Below are 17,387 nucleotides of genomic sequence, written 5' to 3'. Positions count from 1 at the left end.
TGGTCGTTGTTAGCTTGTTTGGCATATTTTTGGTTAATAAATTTAAAGGATAAAAATAGTGGTAATTTTAAAAGAAGCTTTGAAATTTTCAGCTGAGGAGATAAAAAATTTAAGAGCCGAGCTTGAGGCAAAGATCATAAAAGAAAAAGAGCTTGGCGCTTATGTCGAGCAGCTAGCAAATTTAGAGATCGCAAAACTAGGCGAGGGCGTGCCCATCGCTATAAAAGACAACATCCAGGTAAAAGGCTGGAATGTAACAAGTGCCTCAAAAATTTTACAAGGCTACGTAGCACCATATAACGCAACTGTCATTGAGAAGCTACTTAGCAAAAATTTAGCTCCATTTGGCCGCACAAATATGGACGAATTTGCGATGGGAAGCACGACTGAGAGCTCATTTTACGGCAAAACACTAAACCCACTAAATCACGCTCACGTCCCAGGTGGCAGTAGCGGTGGCTCGGCAGCAGCAGTTGCAGCTGGCCTTGCAGTAGCCGCACTTGGTAGCGACACTGGTGGCTCGATCCGCCAGCCAGCGGCATTTTGCGGATGTGTGGGACTTAAGCCAACTTATGGCAGAGTGAGCAGATATGGCCTTGGCGCCTACTCAAGCAGCCTTGATCAGATAGGACCTATCGCTCAAAACGTAGAAGACGCTGCCATTTTATATGACGCTATCGCTGGACACGATCCAAAAGATAGCACGAGCGCAGATGTGCCATTTGTGAGCGTTAGCGACAAGATAGATGGCAATAAAAAGCTAAAAATTTGCGTCATCAAAAACTACGTCGAAAACGCAAGCGAGCAGACAAAAGCTGCTTTAAATTTAGCCATCGAGAAGCTAAAATCACACGGACACAGCGTAACTTACACAAATTTTGAAGACTCAAAATATGACGTCGCTGCCTACTACATCATCGCAACCGCAGAAGCAAGCGCAAATTTAAGCCGCTACGATGGCGTGAGATACGGCAGACGCGCAGATGCTAAAAATTTAAAAGAGCTATATGTAAATTCACGCTCAGAGGGCTTTGGCGAAGAGGTAAAAAGAAGAATCTTACTTGGTACATTTGTGCTAAGTAGCGGATACTACGATGCTTATTACATCAAAGCTCAAAAAGCAAGAGCGCATATAAAAGCTCAGTACGAGAGAATTTTAGAAGAAAACGACCTTATTTTTATGCCAGTTGCTCCAAGTACAGCTTATAAATTTGGAGCACACAGCGATCCGCTTCAAGCCTATCTAAGCGATATCTACACGATCAGCGTAAATTTAGCAGGCCTACCAGCTATCTCTGTGCCAGTTGGCAAAGATGATCAAAATTTAAACGTGAGCGCCCAGCTCATCGCAAAAGCGTGGGACGAACAGACCTTGATAAATGGTGCTAAGAGCCTAGAAAATTTAATAAAAGGATAAAAATATGAAGATAGTAAAGAGAGCTTTAACATTTGAGGATGTGCTTCTTGTGCCGCAATACTCTGAAATTTTGCCAAAGCAAGTTGATGTAAAAACCAGGATCAGCAAAAACGTCACGCTAAATATCCCGATCGTCTCTGCTGCGATGGATACGGTGACTGAGCATAGAACTGCTATCATGATGGCAAGGCTCGGCGGTATCGGCGTCATCCACAAAAATATGGATGTCGAAAGCCAAGCAAAAGAGGTCAAACGCGTCAAAAAAAGCGAAAGTGGCGTCATCATCGATCCTATATTTATAAATCCAGAAGCGACCGTGGCTGAAGCTCTAAGCCTTATGTCAGATCTTCATATTTCAGGCGTTCCAGTCATCGACAAAGACCGCAAACTAATAGGAATTTTAACAAACCGCGACTTGAGATTTGAGACAAATATGAGCACTTTGGTAAAAGACCGCATGACAAAAGCACCGCTTATCACTGCACCAAAGGGCTGCACGCTTGATGATGCGGAGAAAATTTTCTCTCAAAATAGGGTTGAAAAGCTACCTATCGTCGATAAAGACGGCAGACTTGACGGCCTTATCACCATAAAAGATCTAAAAAAACGCAAAGAGTATCCAAATGCAAATAAAGACAGCTACGGCAGACTTCGCGTGGCTGCGGCTATTGGCGTGGGTCAGATAGAGCGTGCCAAGGCACTAGTTGATGCTGGCGTAGATGTCATCGTCATCGACTCAGCTCACGGCCACTCAAAGGGCATCATCGACACTTTAAAAGAGGTAAAAGCAAATTTCAAAGTCGATGTCGTAGCTGGCAATATCGCAAACCCAGCAGCTGTAAAAGACCTAGCAGAAGCAGGAGCTGACGGCATAAAAGTAGGCATCGGACCAGGATCTATTTGTACCACAAGGATCGTTGCTGGCGTTGGCGTGCCTCAAATTTCAGCTATCGATGACTGCGCAAGCGAAGCAGCGAAATACGGTATCCCAGTTATCGCAGATGGTGGTTTAAAATACTCAGGCGACGTGGCAAAAGCTCTTGCTGCAGGTGCAGCTTGCGTTATGGCTGGTAGCTTGCTTGCAGGTTGCGAGGAGAGCCCAGGCGAGCTTATAACATTCCAAGGTCGTCAGTATAAAGTATATCGCGGCATGGGATCGATCGGTGCTATGACAAAGGGTAGTTCTGACCGCTACTTCCAAGAGGGCACCGCTCAAGACAAGCTTGTGCCTGAAGGCATCGAAGGCCGTGTGCCATTTGCTGGCAGCATAAAAGATGTGATACATCAGCTAATAGGCGGCCTAAGAAGCGCTATGGGTTATGTCGGCGCAAAAGATATCCCAACTCTTCAAGAAAGAGCTGAATTTGTCGAGATAACAAGCGCTGGACTAAAAGAGAGCCACGTCCACGACGTAGTTATCACTCACGAGGCACCAAACTACAAAGTTAATTAGTGTTAGACCTGCAAACTAGAACTATTAAATTTAACGAGCCACTCTATCTTGAGAGTGGCCGTATGCTATCAAATTTCAAGCTTATTTACGAGACTTACGGCACGCTAAATGCTGATAAAAGCAACGTTATCGTAATCTGTCACGCTCTAACTGGCTCACACCACGCTGCTGGCACCTACGCAGGCGATGAGAAAGCTGGCTGGTGGGACGGGCTAATAGGCAGCAAAAAGGCGGTCGATACGGATAAATTTTACGTCATCTGCGTAAATATCTTAGGCTCGTGCTTTGGCTCGACCTCGCCGCTAAGTGTTGATAGAAGTAGCGGCAAAGAGTATAGGCTAAATTTCCCAGTCCTTGCCATAAGCGACGTGGTAAAGGCGCAGATGAGGCTATTTAGCGAGCTTGGCATCACAAATGCAAGAGCCGTGATAGGCGGCAGTCTTGGCGGTATGCAAGCACTTTGCTACGCTATCGAGTTTCCAGAGTTTGCGCAAGATATCATAATGCTAGCAAGCACCTATCAGACGAAGCCTTGGGCGATAGCGTTTAATAAAATCGCCATCGAAGCCATTTTAAACGATGAAAATTTCAAAAACGGCGAATACGACGCAGAATTTATAAGAAAAAATGGTCTAAAAGGCATGGCTTACGGCAGGATGGCAGGTCATATCAGCTTTTTAAGCCCTGATAGCATGGATGAGAAATTCGGGCGAAACTATGTTGAGACAGACGGCCTTTATGAGCTTTCTGGGCGCTTTCAGGTGGATCGCTACATGGAGTACAACGGCTACAACTTTCCAAAGAGGTTTGATCCGCTAAGCTACCTATATATCGTAAAAATGATGAATATCTTTGACTGTACAAGGCACTATGACAATCTAAAAGACGCCCTTGCGCCGATAAAAGCAAACTTACATCTAATCGCTTTCAAAGGCGATCTACTCTTTCCGCCGTGCTGTATGAGAGAAATTTATGACACACTTTGCGAGATGGGGCGAGGAGAGAATACAAATTTCGTAGAGATAGATAGCAACTACGGCCACGACGCATTTTTGGTCGAAATAGAAAAATTTGATGGATATATAAAAAATATATTAAAAGGATAGAAAATGGAGCAAAAAGAGCAAAGCTTTGAAGAAAAATTAGCCCTAGCAGATAAAATTTTAAACGATCTAAACAAAGATGATGTGAGCTTAGAAAATAGCATAAAGCTGCACGAACAAGGCAAAAAGCTCTTAAATGAAGCAAGAGAAATTTTAGAAAATGCAAAACTTAGCATAAAGCAGGTGGACGATGAGTAGAATTTGTGCTCTTCAGCTACCAACTCAGCCTTTAAGTGAGGCAAGGCTTGATTATTATCTAAAAATTTGTGCGGACGAAAATGCAAGGCTGGTTGTGCTTGGCGAATATGTGCTAAATAGTTTTTTTAAAGAGCTCATTAGCATGCCAAAAAGCCTTATAAAAGAGCAAAGCGAGCGCAAAAAAGAGGCTCTTTTTGCAATGGCAAAAAAGTATGATCTAAATATCGTTGCACCCATTGTAAATCTAAAAGGTAAGGAAATTTTTAAAAGTCTAGCCAAATTTACCCCAACACAAGTAAAGCTATATGATCAGCAAATTCTCATGCCTTACGCTCACTGGAATGAGGCTAAATTCTTTAATAACACAAGCGATGAGCTAAATTTACCTATCTTTACATATGATAAATTTAAAGTAGGCGTTATGTTTGGCTATGAGGCACATTTTGACATTTGCTGGGCTTATATGAGCGCTAAAAAGGTAGATATTGTTCTAGTGCCAACGGCTTGCACATTTTTTTCTCAGGCGCGCTGGGAGGAGCTTTTAAAGGTTAGAGCCTTTACAAACAACGTCTATGTTCTCCGCGTAAACCGCGTAGGAAGCCACAAGAGCGATGATGCGCAGTGGAGTTTTTACGGCGATTCGATGCTTATTAATCCATTTGGTGAAGTTAAAAATAGGCTTGGTAAAAATGAAGAGATGATGATAGATGAGCTTAGCAAAAAGGAGCTTAGCGAGGCTAGAAGCACTTGGGGCTTTATGCAGATAGAGGCGAAATTTAAAAGATGAAGTGCTGTGCCTAGGTAGAAAAGAGCAAATTTAGCAAAAGTTATCACGATTGTGAGTTGAGTAATGTGCCATCACAACTATGATAATGATCGCTCTTTAAAGGAATTTTGGAGTGAAATTTGAAACGAAGTGACGTTGAGGGATATATAAAAGAGAAATTTGACGTTTTAGGTGAGCAAATTTTCCCAAAATATCCAAAATTTAGTGCCTTTCGTCACAAGAAAAATGAGAAGTGGTTTGCACTGCTTATGGAGATAAACGCTAGCAAGCTTGGGTTTAAAAGTGACGAGATTATAGAGGTTTTAAATCTAAAATGCAGCCCAGATCTAGCGATGATACTAGTTGATGAGCAGCAAATTTTTAAGGCATATCACATGAATAAAAAGAACTGGATAAGTGTAAATTTAAACTCCAAAATCTCACAAAAAACCGTTTTTGACCTGATAGATGAAAGCTTTGAGCTAAGCAAATAAAAGCCATTTTTCAGCCTTAAATTTAGTAGTTTTTGTTAAAATCACGAAAAACTTAAGGATAAAATTTGCAAGAGCTAAACAACGAGATCAAAAAAGTCCATTTCATAGGCATCGGCGGCATCGGTATCTCAGCCATCGCTAGATTTTTACACGAAAAAGGCCACAAGATAAGCGGCAGCGACATCAAAGAGAGTAAGACGACGCTAGAGCTAAAAGATGAAGGCATCGAAGTCATCACGCCGCACTGCAAAGAGGCGATAAAAGACCAAGACTTTGTGGTCTACTCGGCCGCGATAAAAGAGGATAACATCGAGCTAGTGGAGGCCAGGAGAAAGGGCATAAAGTGCTTTTCTAGAAAAGAAATTTTGCCTTATGTGCTTGAGGATAAGTGCGTCTTTGCAGTAGCTGGCGCGCACGGTAAGAGCACGACTTCAGCGATGCTAGCAAGCCTAATCGAGGGCTCAGTGATCATTGGCGCCATATCAAAGCAGTTTGGTTCAAATATGCGCTACGCCAAAAGCGATAACGTCGTATTTGAGGCTGATGAGAGCGATTCGAGCTTTCTAAACTCAAACCCATATCTAGCCATCGTCACAAACGCAGAGCCAGAGCACATGGAGCACTACGATTATGATCTAGCTAAATTTTACGCAGCCTACAAGGGTTTTTTGGAGCGTGCGAAAGTTAGGGTGATAAATGCTGAGGATGAGTTTTTAAGCACGCTTAAGCTTGATGCGATCAGGCTTTACCCAAGCACCGACATCACGGAGCTTACAATGGTTGTAAGAGACTATCAGCCATACACCAGCTTTAATCTTAAAAATTTAGGCAAATTTGAAGCCTTTGGCATGGGTGAGCACATCGCCATAGACGCATCTTTAGCCATCCTTGCTGCGATGCATGAGACACCGCTTAAAGACATCAGAGAAAATTTACTAAATTTTAAAGGCATCAAAAAGCGTTTTGACATACTTAGCGCAAACAAAAATTTCGTCCTAATCGACGACTACGCGCACCATCCAACCGAGATAAAAGCAACGCTAAAATCAGTCTTTGAATACGCCAAAATTTTAGGTATAAACAGCGTCACAGCGATATTTCAGCCACACCGCTACACAAGACTTAGCACAAATTTACCTGGCTTTAAAGAGTGCTTTAAAGGCGTTGATGAGCTTGTCATTTTGCCAGTTTATGCAGCTGGAGAAAATCCGATTGAAGTTGATATGAAGAGTGAGTTTAGCGAGTATAACCCGATCTTTACAGACAAGGTCGAGAGGGTTGAAGAGGGCATAGAATTTACAGATGAATTTGGCGTGAAAAACCGCCTAAGTGATGGCATCGTAGTTGGCTTTGGAGCGGGCGATATCAGCGTGCAGCTAAGGGGCGGATATTAATGGATCTAAGCACTTTCAAGCTTCAAGATGAAAATGAAATTTTAAAAGAGATAAAAGAAAAAGAGCTTAGTGAAGAAGAAATTTCAAGCCTTATAAATTTAGGTAAAAAAGATATCTTGATCGCGCTTGCAAGGGAGCAAAAGCTAAGTAGCACTCAGATAAAAGAGATGCTGCCAAATGCCCCGTATATGGCTGTTTGCTTGCTGGTTGAAAAGCAAGATATCAGCGAGGTTAGGGCTGAAATTTTAGAAAAGATCAAGCCTCATGCTGAGCTTTACAAAGAGCTCATCGCAAAGTATAAAGGCGTGAAATGGTAAGAAATTTGATAATAATCGCCGGCGTGATGCTGCTTTTTGGAGCGATCTGGGCGATAAAAGATGAAAAGATCAGCAAAGGCGTAAAAGCGCTTGTTAGCGCGGTGCTTGTAGCGATCCTTGTTTGCGTCTATTTTTACGAGCAAAATTTATCAAAAAATGAGGACGCCATCTCAAAGCTAGTTAGCGATTTTAAACAGGGCAAAGTGCTAAAATGCGGCGAATACAACGTTAGCGCTGAGAAATTTAACTATGAATTTGGCACGGCTTCATTTTTAGCTAAAAGAGAATTTAGCGATCTTTCAGGCGTCATCGTGCCTATAAAAAGTTGTGAGCAATGACTGAAGAGATATTTTTAAAGCTAGATCTTGGCGAGTATCTGGATAAATTTAACTCCTTTTTAGCAAGGCAAAAACCGCTATTTTTACAAGGCGACAGCAAAATCCACTTTGAAAACATTAGCGAGCTTTCAAAGTATGATTTCAAGGCACCTGACGAGATAAAAGAGCTTGATGACGCGCTTATGAGACTTAGCAAGCAAGCAGTGCTTCACATCAGCGAAATTTACGAGTTTGCAAAGATCATTAAGTATTTTTCATATCTAAAAAAGCAAAAATTTGAAGGTAGGCTTGGCGAGTGGATCGCTAAAGTTGAAATCCCTGAAGCGATGAGCCATATGGCAAACAGCTTTGATGAAAATGGCGAGTTTAGCGACAGCGTTGATGAGAGATTTGCTGCGATAAAGCAGGCATTTAGCGAGAAAAAGCGCCAGATCGACGCTGAGCTTAAAAAGCTCATCTACTCAAAACACATCACGCCCTATCTAGTCGATACCCAGACGCACTACATCAACTCGCAAGAGGCACTTTTAGTGCGTGGTGGTTTTAATCACGCCCTAAAAGGCACCGTGATCGCTAGAAGCTCAGGCGGCTACTTCTACGTCGCACCTGCAAGCACTGAGCGCCTAAAAAAGGAGCAAAGCGAGCTGCTTGATAGAAAAGAGGAGATCATTTTTGAGCACTGCAAGAAATTTAGCTTGCAGATGAGCAAGAGCCTGCTTTTTTTGAAATTTATAAATAACGCTTTTGATCAGTTTGACGCATATCAGGCTCGTGTAAATTTGGCTAGGTCACGTGACTATGAGTTTGTTTTGCCAAATAGCTCGCATGTTATCAAGCTTGAGAAATTTGCCCATCCAGCGCTAAAAAACCCAAAGAGCGTGAGTGTGGATTTTAGTAAAAAAGTGCTTTTAATAACCGGCGTAAATGCTGGTGGTAAGTCGATGCTTTTAAAATCGATCATCTCAGCCACGCTTCTTGCAAAGTATCTGCTGCCTATGCGTATCGACGCAAACCGCTCAAGTATCGGCTCTTTTAAAGAATTTGACGCGATCATAGAAGATCCGCAAAGCGTGAAAAACGACATCTCGACCTTTGCTGGCAGGATGGTGCATTTTGCAAGGCTTTTTACTAAAAAATCTATCATCATAGGCATCGACGAGATCGAGCTTGGCACCGACTTTGAGGAGGCTGCGAGCTTGTATGGCGTCATGATAGAGCGCCTCATCACTCAAGATATCAAAATGATCATCACGACCCACCACAAGCGCCTTGCGATGTTGCTAGCTAAGAATCCAGAGGTTGAGCTAGTGGCGGCACTTTACGACGGGGTGGCTCAAAGGCCTAAATTTGAGTTTTTAAAAGGCACGATCGGCAAGTCTTACGCCTTTGAAACAGCGGCAAGATACGGCATATCTCAAAATCTAGTGGCTCAGGCAAAGAAAATTTACGGCGAAGATAAAGAGAATTTAAACGAGATCATCACAAAGACGCTAAATTTACAAACTAAGCTTAATGAGGGCATAAAAGAGGTCACGGCAAAAGAGGAGCGGCTGGAGCGCTTGCTTGAGGAGCAAAAAGAGCTAAAAGAGAAAAATGAGATTAAGCTAAATGCGACTATTTCGCGCCTAGAAAAAGAGTATTATGAAGCAATAAATGCGGCAAAAGCTGTTATAAATTTCAAAGACATTAAAGACAAGCAAAGAGCGCTAAACGTGGCAAATGAGAAAAAAGCTGCCATCGTTAAGCCTAAGAAAACTGAGCGCGAGAGCCTAAAAGTAGGCGATAGAGTGAAGTATGAAAATATAAAAGGCACGGTTTTAAGCATCTCTAAAAATGACGCTATGATCGAGTCAAATGGCATAAATTTACGTGTGCCACTTGAGCTTTTAAGAAAAAATGGCAACGAGGTAGTCTTACCTAAAAAAGGCGGCGTAAATTTAAGTGTCGATAAGCCAAAAACAGCCTCGCTCTCGCTTGATCTGCACGGCATGAGAGCTGACGAGGCGATAGCTAAGCTTGATAAATTTATCTCAGATAGTCTTGTTATGGGATTTGACGAGGTTAGCGTATTTCACGGTATCGGCACTGGCAAGCTTGCCTTTGCTGTCAAAAATTTCTTAAAAGAGCATCCAAGCGTGAAAGAATTTCACGATGCACCGGCAAATCAAGGCGGATATGGAGCTAAAATAGTCAGGCTTTAACTTCTTCCTAAAAGTTAAAATTTATTTTAAGGTTGATATAATCAGGGCAAGTACACAAAATAAGGGAAGTAACTTTTGAGTAACAAGGATGAGCAAACGGGCAAAAATCTACACATCACTAAAACGATTATAGGTTTAGTGTTTGTTTTGGGAAGTATTTTTTTAGTCGAAAACCTGGCAGTTTTTTATTTTAAATTTAATAATGCTTCTGCTGAAAATGGTTTTAATCTTCGAAAGAAAGTTGATTATTTGACATATCAATATGTTGATTATTTCAAAAATGTCAGCAAATATGATGTCGCAAATTTTCAATCTTACATTAACGATAGTGCTATGGGCGATGTCCTTTTATTAAAGGATGATAATAAAAATGGATACAAGGTCGTAGCGTCTTCAGATAAAAGAATAATAAATCAAGAATTTAACGACAAAAGCTGTGGAAATATCTTTGCTCATAATTTCCAAAAAGATTATTTTTGGGCAAAAATTTTGCCAGAAAATGCCGCTCAAGTTTGTATGTTTGTGCCAGTTGGAGAGTATATATTAGGCTTTAAAGGAAAGGTCGATCAACGTATTACTGGTACGCATGATGAGTACTTTTTTGAGTGGCTTTTAAATAATATGACTTTAACATTCATCTTAAGCCTCATTGGTGCAATAGTTGCTTTGTCTACTTGTATATGGTATGCGGTTAAATATATAAAAGAAAAAAATAACTATAACGCATTAAAAACAGATGCTAAAAAACAGATAGAAGAGCTTGGAGAAAAGCTTTATATCGATCCGATGACTGGACTTTTAAATAAAACAGCATTGGTGCGTGATATTAATAGCTATGAAAATCCTAAAGTAGTGCTTATAGATATTGATGATTTTGGTAAGATGAATGACTTTTACGGTAAATTTGCATGTGATCAGATTTTGGTAAAGATGGCTGATTTGATCAGTGAATTTGCCAAAAATGAGAATATGAAAGCTTACTGCATAGAAGCAGATAGGTTTGCTCTGGTAGAAGATAGTGATAGCTTTATCGATAGATATGAAGATATGGTTGAAGATTTGATAGAAATTTTTAAAGGTCGTATGCTAAGTATAGTCGATGAAGATGGTAGAGAGATAGAAGGTATCGAGATACATAGTACAATAGGCTTTGCTCTTGATAGTGACCAAACACTAAGAAAAGCAACAATAGCATTAAAAACAGCAAAAGAGCAAGATAAAGACTATGTTTGTTATTTCAAAGGGCTAAATCAAAAAGAGGAATATGCAACTCAAATAGAACGCTCTAAACTGATACAATACGCCACTATAAATAACAATATTGTTCCTTATTTTCAGCCGATAGTTAATGATCAAAAGGTACCTGTAAAATATGAATGTTTGATAAGACTTTTAGATAGAGGCGACGTTATATCACCAAATGTCTTTTTAGATATCTCAAAGCGCATTAAGCGTTATGCTGATCTTGAGAAACAACTCATTAAAAAGTGTTTTAAGCAGCTTGTAGAGGATAAGAATTTAGTACTTTCTATAAATTTAAGCAGTAGAGATATGATTGATGGTGATGTTAGCTCACTTGTTTTAAATTTATTGAACAAGCACAATGTTGCTGGTAGAGTAGTATTTGAGATCGTTGAAGATGAAGAGCTTAAAAATTTAGAGAGAGTTTCAAATTTTATCGAGCGTGTAAAAAGCATGGGCGCAAAGATCGCTATCGATGATTTTGGCTCAGGATATTCAAATTTTTCTTACATCATAAAGATCAAGCCTGACTACGTGAAGATCGATGGCTCTATTATAAAAGATATAGACATAAATAAAGATTCACACTCTATCGCAAGTGCGATTGTGGCATTTGCAAAAGACCTTGGTATAAAAACTATTGCTGAATATGTGCATTCAAAAGAGATATTTGAAATCTGTAAAGAGATCGGCGTAGATGAGTTCCAGGGCTTTTATTTTGGTGCACCAGAGCGTGCTGGCTCATAAGGTACTTAGTGGTAATTAGCTTTTTAAAAGAGCTTTTAAGTTTTCGCTCTATCACGCCTAATGATGCTGGAAGCTTAGAATTTATCGCTAGATTTTTGCCTGATTTTGAGGCTAAATTTATAGAAAAAAATGGCACAAAAAATCTCATACTTTCTAAAATTTATGGAGACGGTGAGCATCTAGCTTTTGCTGGACACGTTGATGTCGTGCCTCCAGGTGAGGGCTGGGATAGCGAGCCATTTACACCATATGAAAAAGATGACTACATCTACGCAAGAGGCGCACAGGATATGAAAAGTGGCGTGGCTGCTTTTGTTTGCGCTGCTAAAGATGCGAAATTTGATGGCAAACTAAGCCTTATTTTAACAAGCGACGAAGAGGGTGATGGCACATATGGCACGCCTTTAGCACTTGAATATTTACGCGAGATAAATAATTTGCCAAAATTTTGCGTAGTGGCTGAGCCAACTTGTGATAAAGAATTTGGTGATAGCATAAAAGTTGGCAGGCGCGGCTCGATAAATGGCAAGATCGTGATAAAGGGCGTTCAAGGGCACGTGGCGTATCCTGAAAAGTGCATAAATCCGGTAAATTTAATAGCTCCACTTCTAAATAAAATAGCTGATCACGATATGGACGCTGGGAGCGAGTTTTTTAGTCCAAGCAAGATTGTGATAACTGATATTAGAGGCGGCATGCAAGTTTGTAACGTCACGCCAAGCGAGCTTAGCATAATGTTTAATGTGAGAAACTCAAATTTAACTGACGTAAATGATGTTGAGAGCTATCTTAGAGAGGTTTTAAAAGGGCTTGATTACGAGCTTAGTATAAAGCAAAGCTCAAAGAGATTTTTAACAAATAAAGATAGCAAAATCGTAAAAAATTTAATAGCTTCTGTCACAAAGATCACCGGAGTCACACCAGTTCTAAATACAAAGGGCGGCACGAGCGATGCAAGGCACTTTGCCGAATTTGGTGTAGATGCGATAGAATTTGGTGTCATAAACGACCGCATACACGCCAAAAACGAGCGAGTTAGCGCCCACGAAGTAAATAAACTTTATGAAATTTTTAAAGATTTGATAGAAAATTTCAAAGAATAATATTCGCAAATTTCACTACTTCAAAACAAAAATGCATATCTTTTTATAAGATGACTTTTTAGCCGGTTATGTTAAATTTCTATTGGAATTTTTTAAAAATAAAATCTGTAAAGGTTTGCTATGAATAACTCAAAAGTAGATATTGAAAAAAGACTAGAAGAAATACTAAAACGTAAAGTTGGCACATGCATTGTTTTAGACGGTGAATGGGGCGTAGGGAAAACAACTTTTTGGAAAAATTTTTCTGATTCAAAATTTAATAAAAAATCTGTTTATGTCTCCTTGTTTGGCAAGGAAAGTATTCAAGAAATAAAGCAAGAGATAAGTTTAAAATTTTATAGAAAGAATAAAGTTGTATCAAAGATATCAGAAAAATTTATTCCTACAGGTATTTTTAGTTTCTTTACAAAAAGATTCGCAGATAATAAAATTGCAGAATTTGGTTTAATTATGCTGGACTCCTTGTATACGGATAAGTACAAAGATGCAATAATCTGCTTTGATGACTTTGAAAGAATCTCTGATAAATTAAATTTAAAAGATATTCTAGGGCTGATTTCCGAATATAAAGAGCAGCAAAATTGTCATATAGTTATGATTTTAAATCGCTCAAAGATGACGGATTATGCTAAAGAAATACAAAAAGAAGATGAGGAAAATTTAAAAGATAAAGAGCTTAAAAATGATAGCCAAATAAAAGAGGATAAAACAGAACCAGAAAAAATTTTATCGGAATACAAAGATAAAATTATGGACTACGAATTTTATTATAATCCGACTCCGCAGGAATCTTTTAGCATTATTTCAGGTGAGTTAGTTGGAGATTATCAAGAAGTGGCACGACAATATTTTAAAAAACATGAGATAAGTAATATTAGGGTAATTAGACGAGCTATAAATGCTTTAAATGATTATCATAAATATTTAGAGAATGTAGAAGAAAATCATAAAAAAACAAGGGATTGTATTTTGAAGTTTATATTAGGAATATCTGTTATAAACTCTATGAATTCCCTAAGTAAAGTTGAACAATTTTTTGGTGTAAGAAATTTTTATGGCAAATTGCAGGATATATATGGTTTGTTTAAAAATATGAGTAATGTAGACGCACTAATATTTTCTAGAGATGTAGATTATCATCAATTAAGTTTAAATATATTTTCTTATGTAAAAAGATCGATTATAGATGTTGATGAATTTAAGAAGATAGTTGGGAGGCTAATAGAGAGGGAGCAATTTGAAGAAGCGAAAAATAGCATTATAAATGAATACTTTAATGGTATATATGATTTGCAATACAAAAATTCTGACTTTACAAATAAACTTTTTGGTTATTTAGAAGAAAATAAGGAAAGAATATTAGAGATAGTAGAATTTGATTCTTTTTTATTATATATAGAAAAACTAGGAGAATTTGACGAAAAGCATAAAGAAAAATATCGTAAATTTGCCATCGAAGTATTGTTAAAACATTTAAAATCTATATTTGATAATAAACAATATGAATATTTTGATACAGAGATTATCAATAAAATGAATGGTTTTGATGACCAAATTAAAGATTTATACAATAAGCTTATGCATGAAAAAGAGTTTTTTAAAATATCTACTGCAGAAGGTATAATAGAAAATATTTTCATGAGTAAGAGCCCAATACCAGAAGTATTGTCATCTGAAATAAAGAGTGAAGACTTAGAAAAATATTGCTATGCAAATAAAGATTTTGTATATAGTGCAGTGAAATTTTTACACACTGATAGAAATCCTAAAGCCGATGAGCTTAAAGATAAAATACTAGGTGTATTTAAAGACATATCGAAAAATGGCAATGAAAGCCAAAAACTACAAATGACTTTATTACTTGAGTTCTTAGAAAAAGAAAAGGGTAATCCAAGCATGGAGTTATTTTAGCTCGCCCCAGTTTTTGGCGATATTTAGCGATGTTTTAAGTGGCACATTTAAGGTGTAAATTTCCTCCATCGTCTTTTGCGTTGCCTTGCCAAATTCCTGCGCAAATTCGTCTTTTACTTCAAAGATCAGCTCGTCGTGGATTTGAAGCAACATTTTTGCATTTTCATCTAAATTTGCTCTAACTTTTACCATCGCCATCTTGACTAGATCTGCCGCAGAGCCTTGAAAGACCGTATTTACCGCCTCGCGCTCAAACATAGCTATTTGCATAGGTGTAGCGCTTTTAAAGTCAAAGTAGCGCCTTCTGCCAAGTAGTGTCTGCACAAAGCCGTCGTTTTTAGCTGAAATTTTTATCCCCTCTAAAAAGTCTTTAATCGTCGCAAATGCCTTAAAATAGCGCTCTATATACTCTTTCGCCTCGGCTCTTGTGATATTTACTTGATTTGCCAGCTTGCTTGAGCCCATGCCGTAAATAAGGCCAAAATTTATACTCTTTGCTACGGCTCTATTTTGCCCATCGCTGCTACCAAATATGCTAATAGCCGTCCTTGCGTGGATATCCTCGTCATTTTTAAACGCCGTAAGCAGCGCAGGATCACGGCTAAAGTGAGCTAGCAGCCTAAGCTCGATCTGGCTGTAGTCAAGCCCCACAAAGCTATATCCCTCGCGCGCCTCGAAACACTCTCTAACATCCTTTGCGAGGCTGCCACGAGCTGGGATATTTTGTAAATTTGGATTTTTGCTTGAAAGCCTGCCGGTGCTCGTGCCAGTTTGCAAAAAGCTCGTGTAAATTCGCGAGCCCTCATCCTTTTTCGCAAGCGCTAAAAGTGGCTCGCAGTAAGTGCTTTGTAGTTTATATAGCTCGCGATAAGCTAAAATTTTTTCTATCACTGGATGAGCGTCTATGAGCTCAGCTAACACGCTCTCATCGGTGCTATAGCCAGTTTTTGTCTTCTTTTTCGTTGGAAGCTTTAAATGCTCAAAAAGTATTACGCCAAGCTGTTTTACTGAGTTTATGTTGAAATTTTCGCCGCTTAGCTCGTAGATTTCACTTGTTAGTGCCTTTAGCTTGGTGTCATTTTCAAGGATGAGCTTTTGCATTTTGGCTTCATTTATCTTGATGCCGTTTTGCTCCATTTCAAAGAGCGTTAGGATAAAAGGAAACTCGTGCGTATCGGCAAGGGCTAGTAAATTTTTATCAAGCGTGTTTAAAAAAGTTTTATAAAATTTAAGCGTTATCCAAGCATCCTCGCTCGCGTATTTAGCGGCATTTTCTAGTGGCACATCGCCAAAAGTCTGCCCTTTTTTGACCACATCTTCAAATTTTATCGTATCGTAGTCATATAGCCTCTTTGCCAGTGCGTCCATGCCGACACTCGAGTTTGGATCGCTAAGCCACGCAAGTATCATCGTGTCTTTAAAATTTGCTGGGGGATTAAGGCCAAGGTTGTTTTTCACGATCTCAAAGTCATATTTTAAATTTTGTCCGATCACGCAGCCTTTATAAATTTGCCCTATCGCCCAAGTGGCAAATTTTAGGCTGATTTGCTGCGGCACACCAAGGTAGTTGTGAGCTACCGGCACGTAGTAGGCGTCCTCATCGTTAAAGCAAAAGCTAAATCCAACGATCTTTGCGCTCCTGCTATCAACGCCCGTGGTCTCAGTGTCAAAGGCGACGATGGTTTCTGGCGTGACGTTAGAGAGTAGCTTTTCAATGCTAGCCTCATCAAGGAGTAAATTTGCTCTAAAGCCAAGTTTAAATTCAGCATTTTCCTCTTTTTGCAAGCTCTTAAGAAGTCTGTTTAGATCGTACTCTTTTAAAATTTCTGAGATATTTATCAGAGGATTTTGCTCTGGAAATTTAGAATGCTCAAGATCAAACGAACTAACTGCGTCATCAAATAAAGTGGCTAGCTTTTTGCTCAAAAATGCTTCGTCTTTTGCAGCTGCTAGCATATTTTTAGTGCGTTCGTTTCTAAGAAGGGCTAAATTTTCATAAATCCCCTCTAAGCTGCCATACTCAGCCAAAAGCTTTTTAGCTCCCACTGCGCCAATACCTTTGACGCCTGGAATGTTGTCTGAACTATCGCCTGCGATCGCTAGAAAGTCCCTTACCTGAGCTGGATAGACGCCATATTTTTCAAAGCAGCTTGCGCTATCATGATCGATCTTGCTTTGCGGGCTGTAGATGCTCACTTTGCCGTCCTCTATGAGTTGGTAAAGGTCTTTATCGTGGGTGACTATTCGCACAAATATATCTTTATCCTTGCAAAATTTAACCGCACTTGCGATGATATCATCGGCCTCGTAGCCCTCGCGGCTAAGGCTGTAAAGTCCCATTTTTTCTATCATATCTATGCAAACTGGAAGTTGCTCTTTTAGCTGAGCCGGTGGCTCGTTTCTGTTTGCTTTGTAATCACCTAAAATTTCGTGACGTAAGGTCTTGCCTTTGCTATCAAGTGCGAAGATGAGATAGTCGCTTTGGTATTCATCTTTGAGGCTTGCTATAAAATTTGCAAAGCCACTAATCATACCGCTTGGCTTGCCCTCGCGGTTTTTAAGTCCGCTCATGGCGTAGTAGAGCCTAAAAAAGAAACCAAAAGTGTCAATAATTGTAAGTGTTTTCATTTTTATCCTTTGTGTAATTTTATGAAATTTAGGCAAAAAATAGGCTGATTTATAAAAATTTTTGATATTATGGCG

At 39.4% G+C, this 17,387-nt stretch carries 14 protein-coding genes; 13 read left to right on the top strand and 1 reads right to left on the bottom strand.

Annotation, left to right across the window (positions count from 1 at the left end; all coding sequences use genetic code 11):
- Positions 1-58 precede the first annotated feature (58 nt).
- From gatA to CVT05_RS06040, 13 genes are all read left to right on the top strand, one after another.
- Positions 59-1,417 carry an Asp-tRNA(Asn)/Glu-tRNA(Gln) amidotransferase subunit GatA gene (gatA, locus tag CVT05_RS06100; protein WP_107698166.1) on the top strand — a complete coding sequence of 453 codons (1,359 nt, stop codon included), beginning with the start codon at positions 59-61 and terminating at the stop codon, positions 1,415-1,417.
- Between the two features lie 4 nt (positions 1,418-1,421).
- Positions 1,422-2,870, top strand: coding sequence for an IMP dehydrogenase (gene guaB / locus CVT05_RS06095; RefSeq protein WP_103571696.1), 1,449 nt, complete (start codon positions 1,422-1,424; stop codon positions 2,868-2,870).
- Positions 2,870-3,976 carry a homoserine O-acetyltransferase MetX gene (gene metX / locus CVT05_RS06090; RefSeq protein ID WP_107698165.1) on the top strand — a complete coding sequence of 369 codons (1,107 nt, stop codon included), beginning with the start codon at positions 2,870-2,872 and terminating at the stop codon, positions 3,974-3,976. Before guaB ends, metX begins: the two co-directional genes overlap by 1 nt.
- A 3-nt stretch (positions 3,977-3,979) precedes the next feature.
- Positions 3,980-4,171 carry an exodeoxyribonuclease VII small subunit gene (gene xseB / locus CVT05_RS06085; protein ID WP_004317712.1) on the top strand — a complete coding sequence of 64 codons (192 nt, stop codon included), beginning with the start codon at positions 3,980-3,982 and terminating at the stop codon, positions 4,169-4,171.
- A complete protein-coding gene (locus CVT05_RS06080; RefSeq protein ID WP_107698164.1) occupies positions 4,164-4,958 on the top strand; it encodes a carbon-nitrogen hydrolase family protein in 795 nt (264 codons plus the stop codon). The genes xseB and CVT05_RS06080 overlap by 8 nt, the downstream gene beginning before the upstream one ends.
- Positions 4,959-5,077: 119 nt before the next feature.
- Positions 5,078-5,431, top strand: a complete 354-nt coding sequence (locus tag CVT05_RS06075) for an MmcQ/YjbR family DNA-binding protein (protein WP_107698163.1) — start codon at positions 5,078-5,080, stop codon at positions 5,429-5,431.
- A gap of 86 nt (positions 5,432-5,517) precedes the next feature.
- Positions 5,518-6,825: a UDP-N-acetylmuramate--L-alanine ligase gene (murC, locus tag CVT05_RS06070; RefSeq protein ID WP_103621072.1), complete on the top strand. Its 1,308-nt coding sequence runs from the start codon at positions 5,518-5,520 to the stop codon at positions 6,823-6,825.
- Positions 6,825-7,142, top strand: coding sequence for a hypothetical protein (locus tag CVT05_RS06065; RefSeq protein WP_107698162.1), 318 nt, complete (start codon positions 6,825-6,827; stop codon positions 7,140-7,142). Before murC ends, CVT05_RS06065 begins: the two co-directional genes overlap by 1 nt.
- A complete protein-coding gene (locus CVT05_RS06060; protein ID WP_107698161.1) occupies positions 7,136-7,480 on the top strand; it encodes a hypothetical protein in 345 nt (114 codons plus the stop codon). The genes CVT05_RS06065 and CVT05_RS06060 overlap by 7 nt, the downstream gene beginning before the upstream one ends.
- Positions 7,477-9,681: an endonuclease MutS2 gene (locus CVT05_RS06055; protein WP_107698160.1), complete on the top strand. Its 2,205-nt coding sequence runs from the start codon at positions 7,477-7,479 to the stop codon at positions 9,679-9,681. The genes CVT05_RS06060 and CVT05_RS06055 overlap by 4 nt, the downstream gene beginning before the upstream one ends.
- Before the next feature lie 75 nt (positions 9,682-9,756).
- The gene (locus CVT05_RS06050; protein WP_107698159.1) at positions 9,757-11,670 is read left to right on the top strand and encodes an EAL domain-containing protein; all 1,914 of its coding nucleotides are present in this window, start codon (positions 9,757-9,759) and stop codon (positions 11,668-11,670) included.
- An 8-nt stretch (positions 11,671-11,678) separates the two neighbouring features.
- Positions 11,679-12,773 carry a succinyl-diaminopimelate desuccinylase gene (gene dapE, locus CVT05_RS06045; protein ID WP_107698158.1) on the top strand — a complete coding sequence of 365 codons (1,095 nt, stop codon included), beginning with the start codon at positions 11,679-11,681 and terminating at the stop codon, positions 12,771-12,773.
- A 120-nt stretch (positions 12,774-12,893) separates the two neighbouring features.
- Positions 12,894-14,684, top strand: a complete 1,791-nt coding sequence (locus tag CVT05_RS06040) for a P-loop NTPase fold protein (RefSeq protein ID WP_107698157.1) — start codon at positions 12,894-12,896, stop codon at positions 14,682-14,684.
- On the opposite strand, the gene polA is transcribed toward CVT05_RS06040, so the two are convergent.
- On the bottom strand, positions 14,676-17,312 hold the full coding sequence (polA, locus tag CVT05_RS06035) for a DNA polymerase I (RefSeq protein WP_107698156.1): 2,637 nt from the start codon (positions 17,310-17,312) through the stop codon (positions 14,676-14,678). The genes CVT05_RS06040 and polA overlap by 9 nt on opposite strands.
- Positions 17,313-17,387: the final 75 nt, after the last annotated feature.

The sequence above is a fragment of the Campylobacter concisus genome, from assembly GCF_003049705.1.
In the GTDB taxonomy this organism is placed as follows: Bacteria; Campylobacterota; Campylobacteria; order Campylobacterales; family Campylobacteraceae; genus Campylobacter_A; species Campylobacter_A concisus_AR.
Note: the sequence above shows the minus strand (reverse complement) of the source record. Positions and strands in the feature narration are given on the sequence as shown.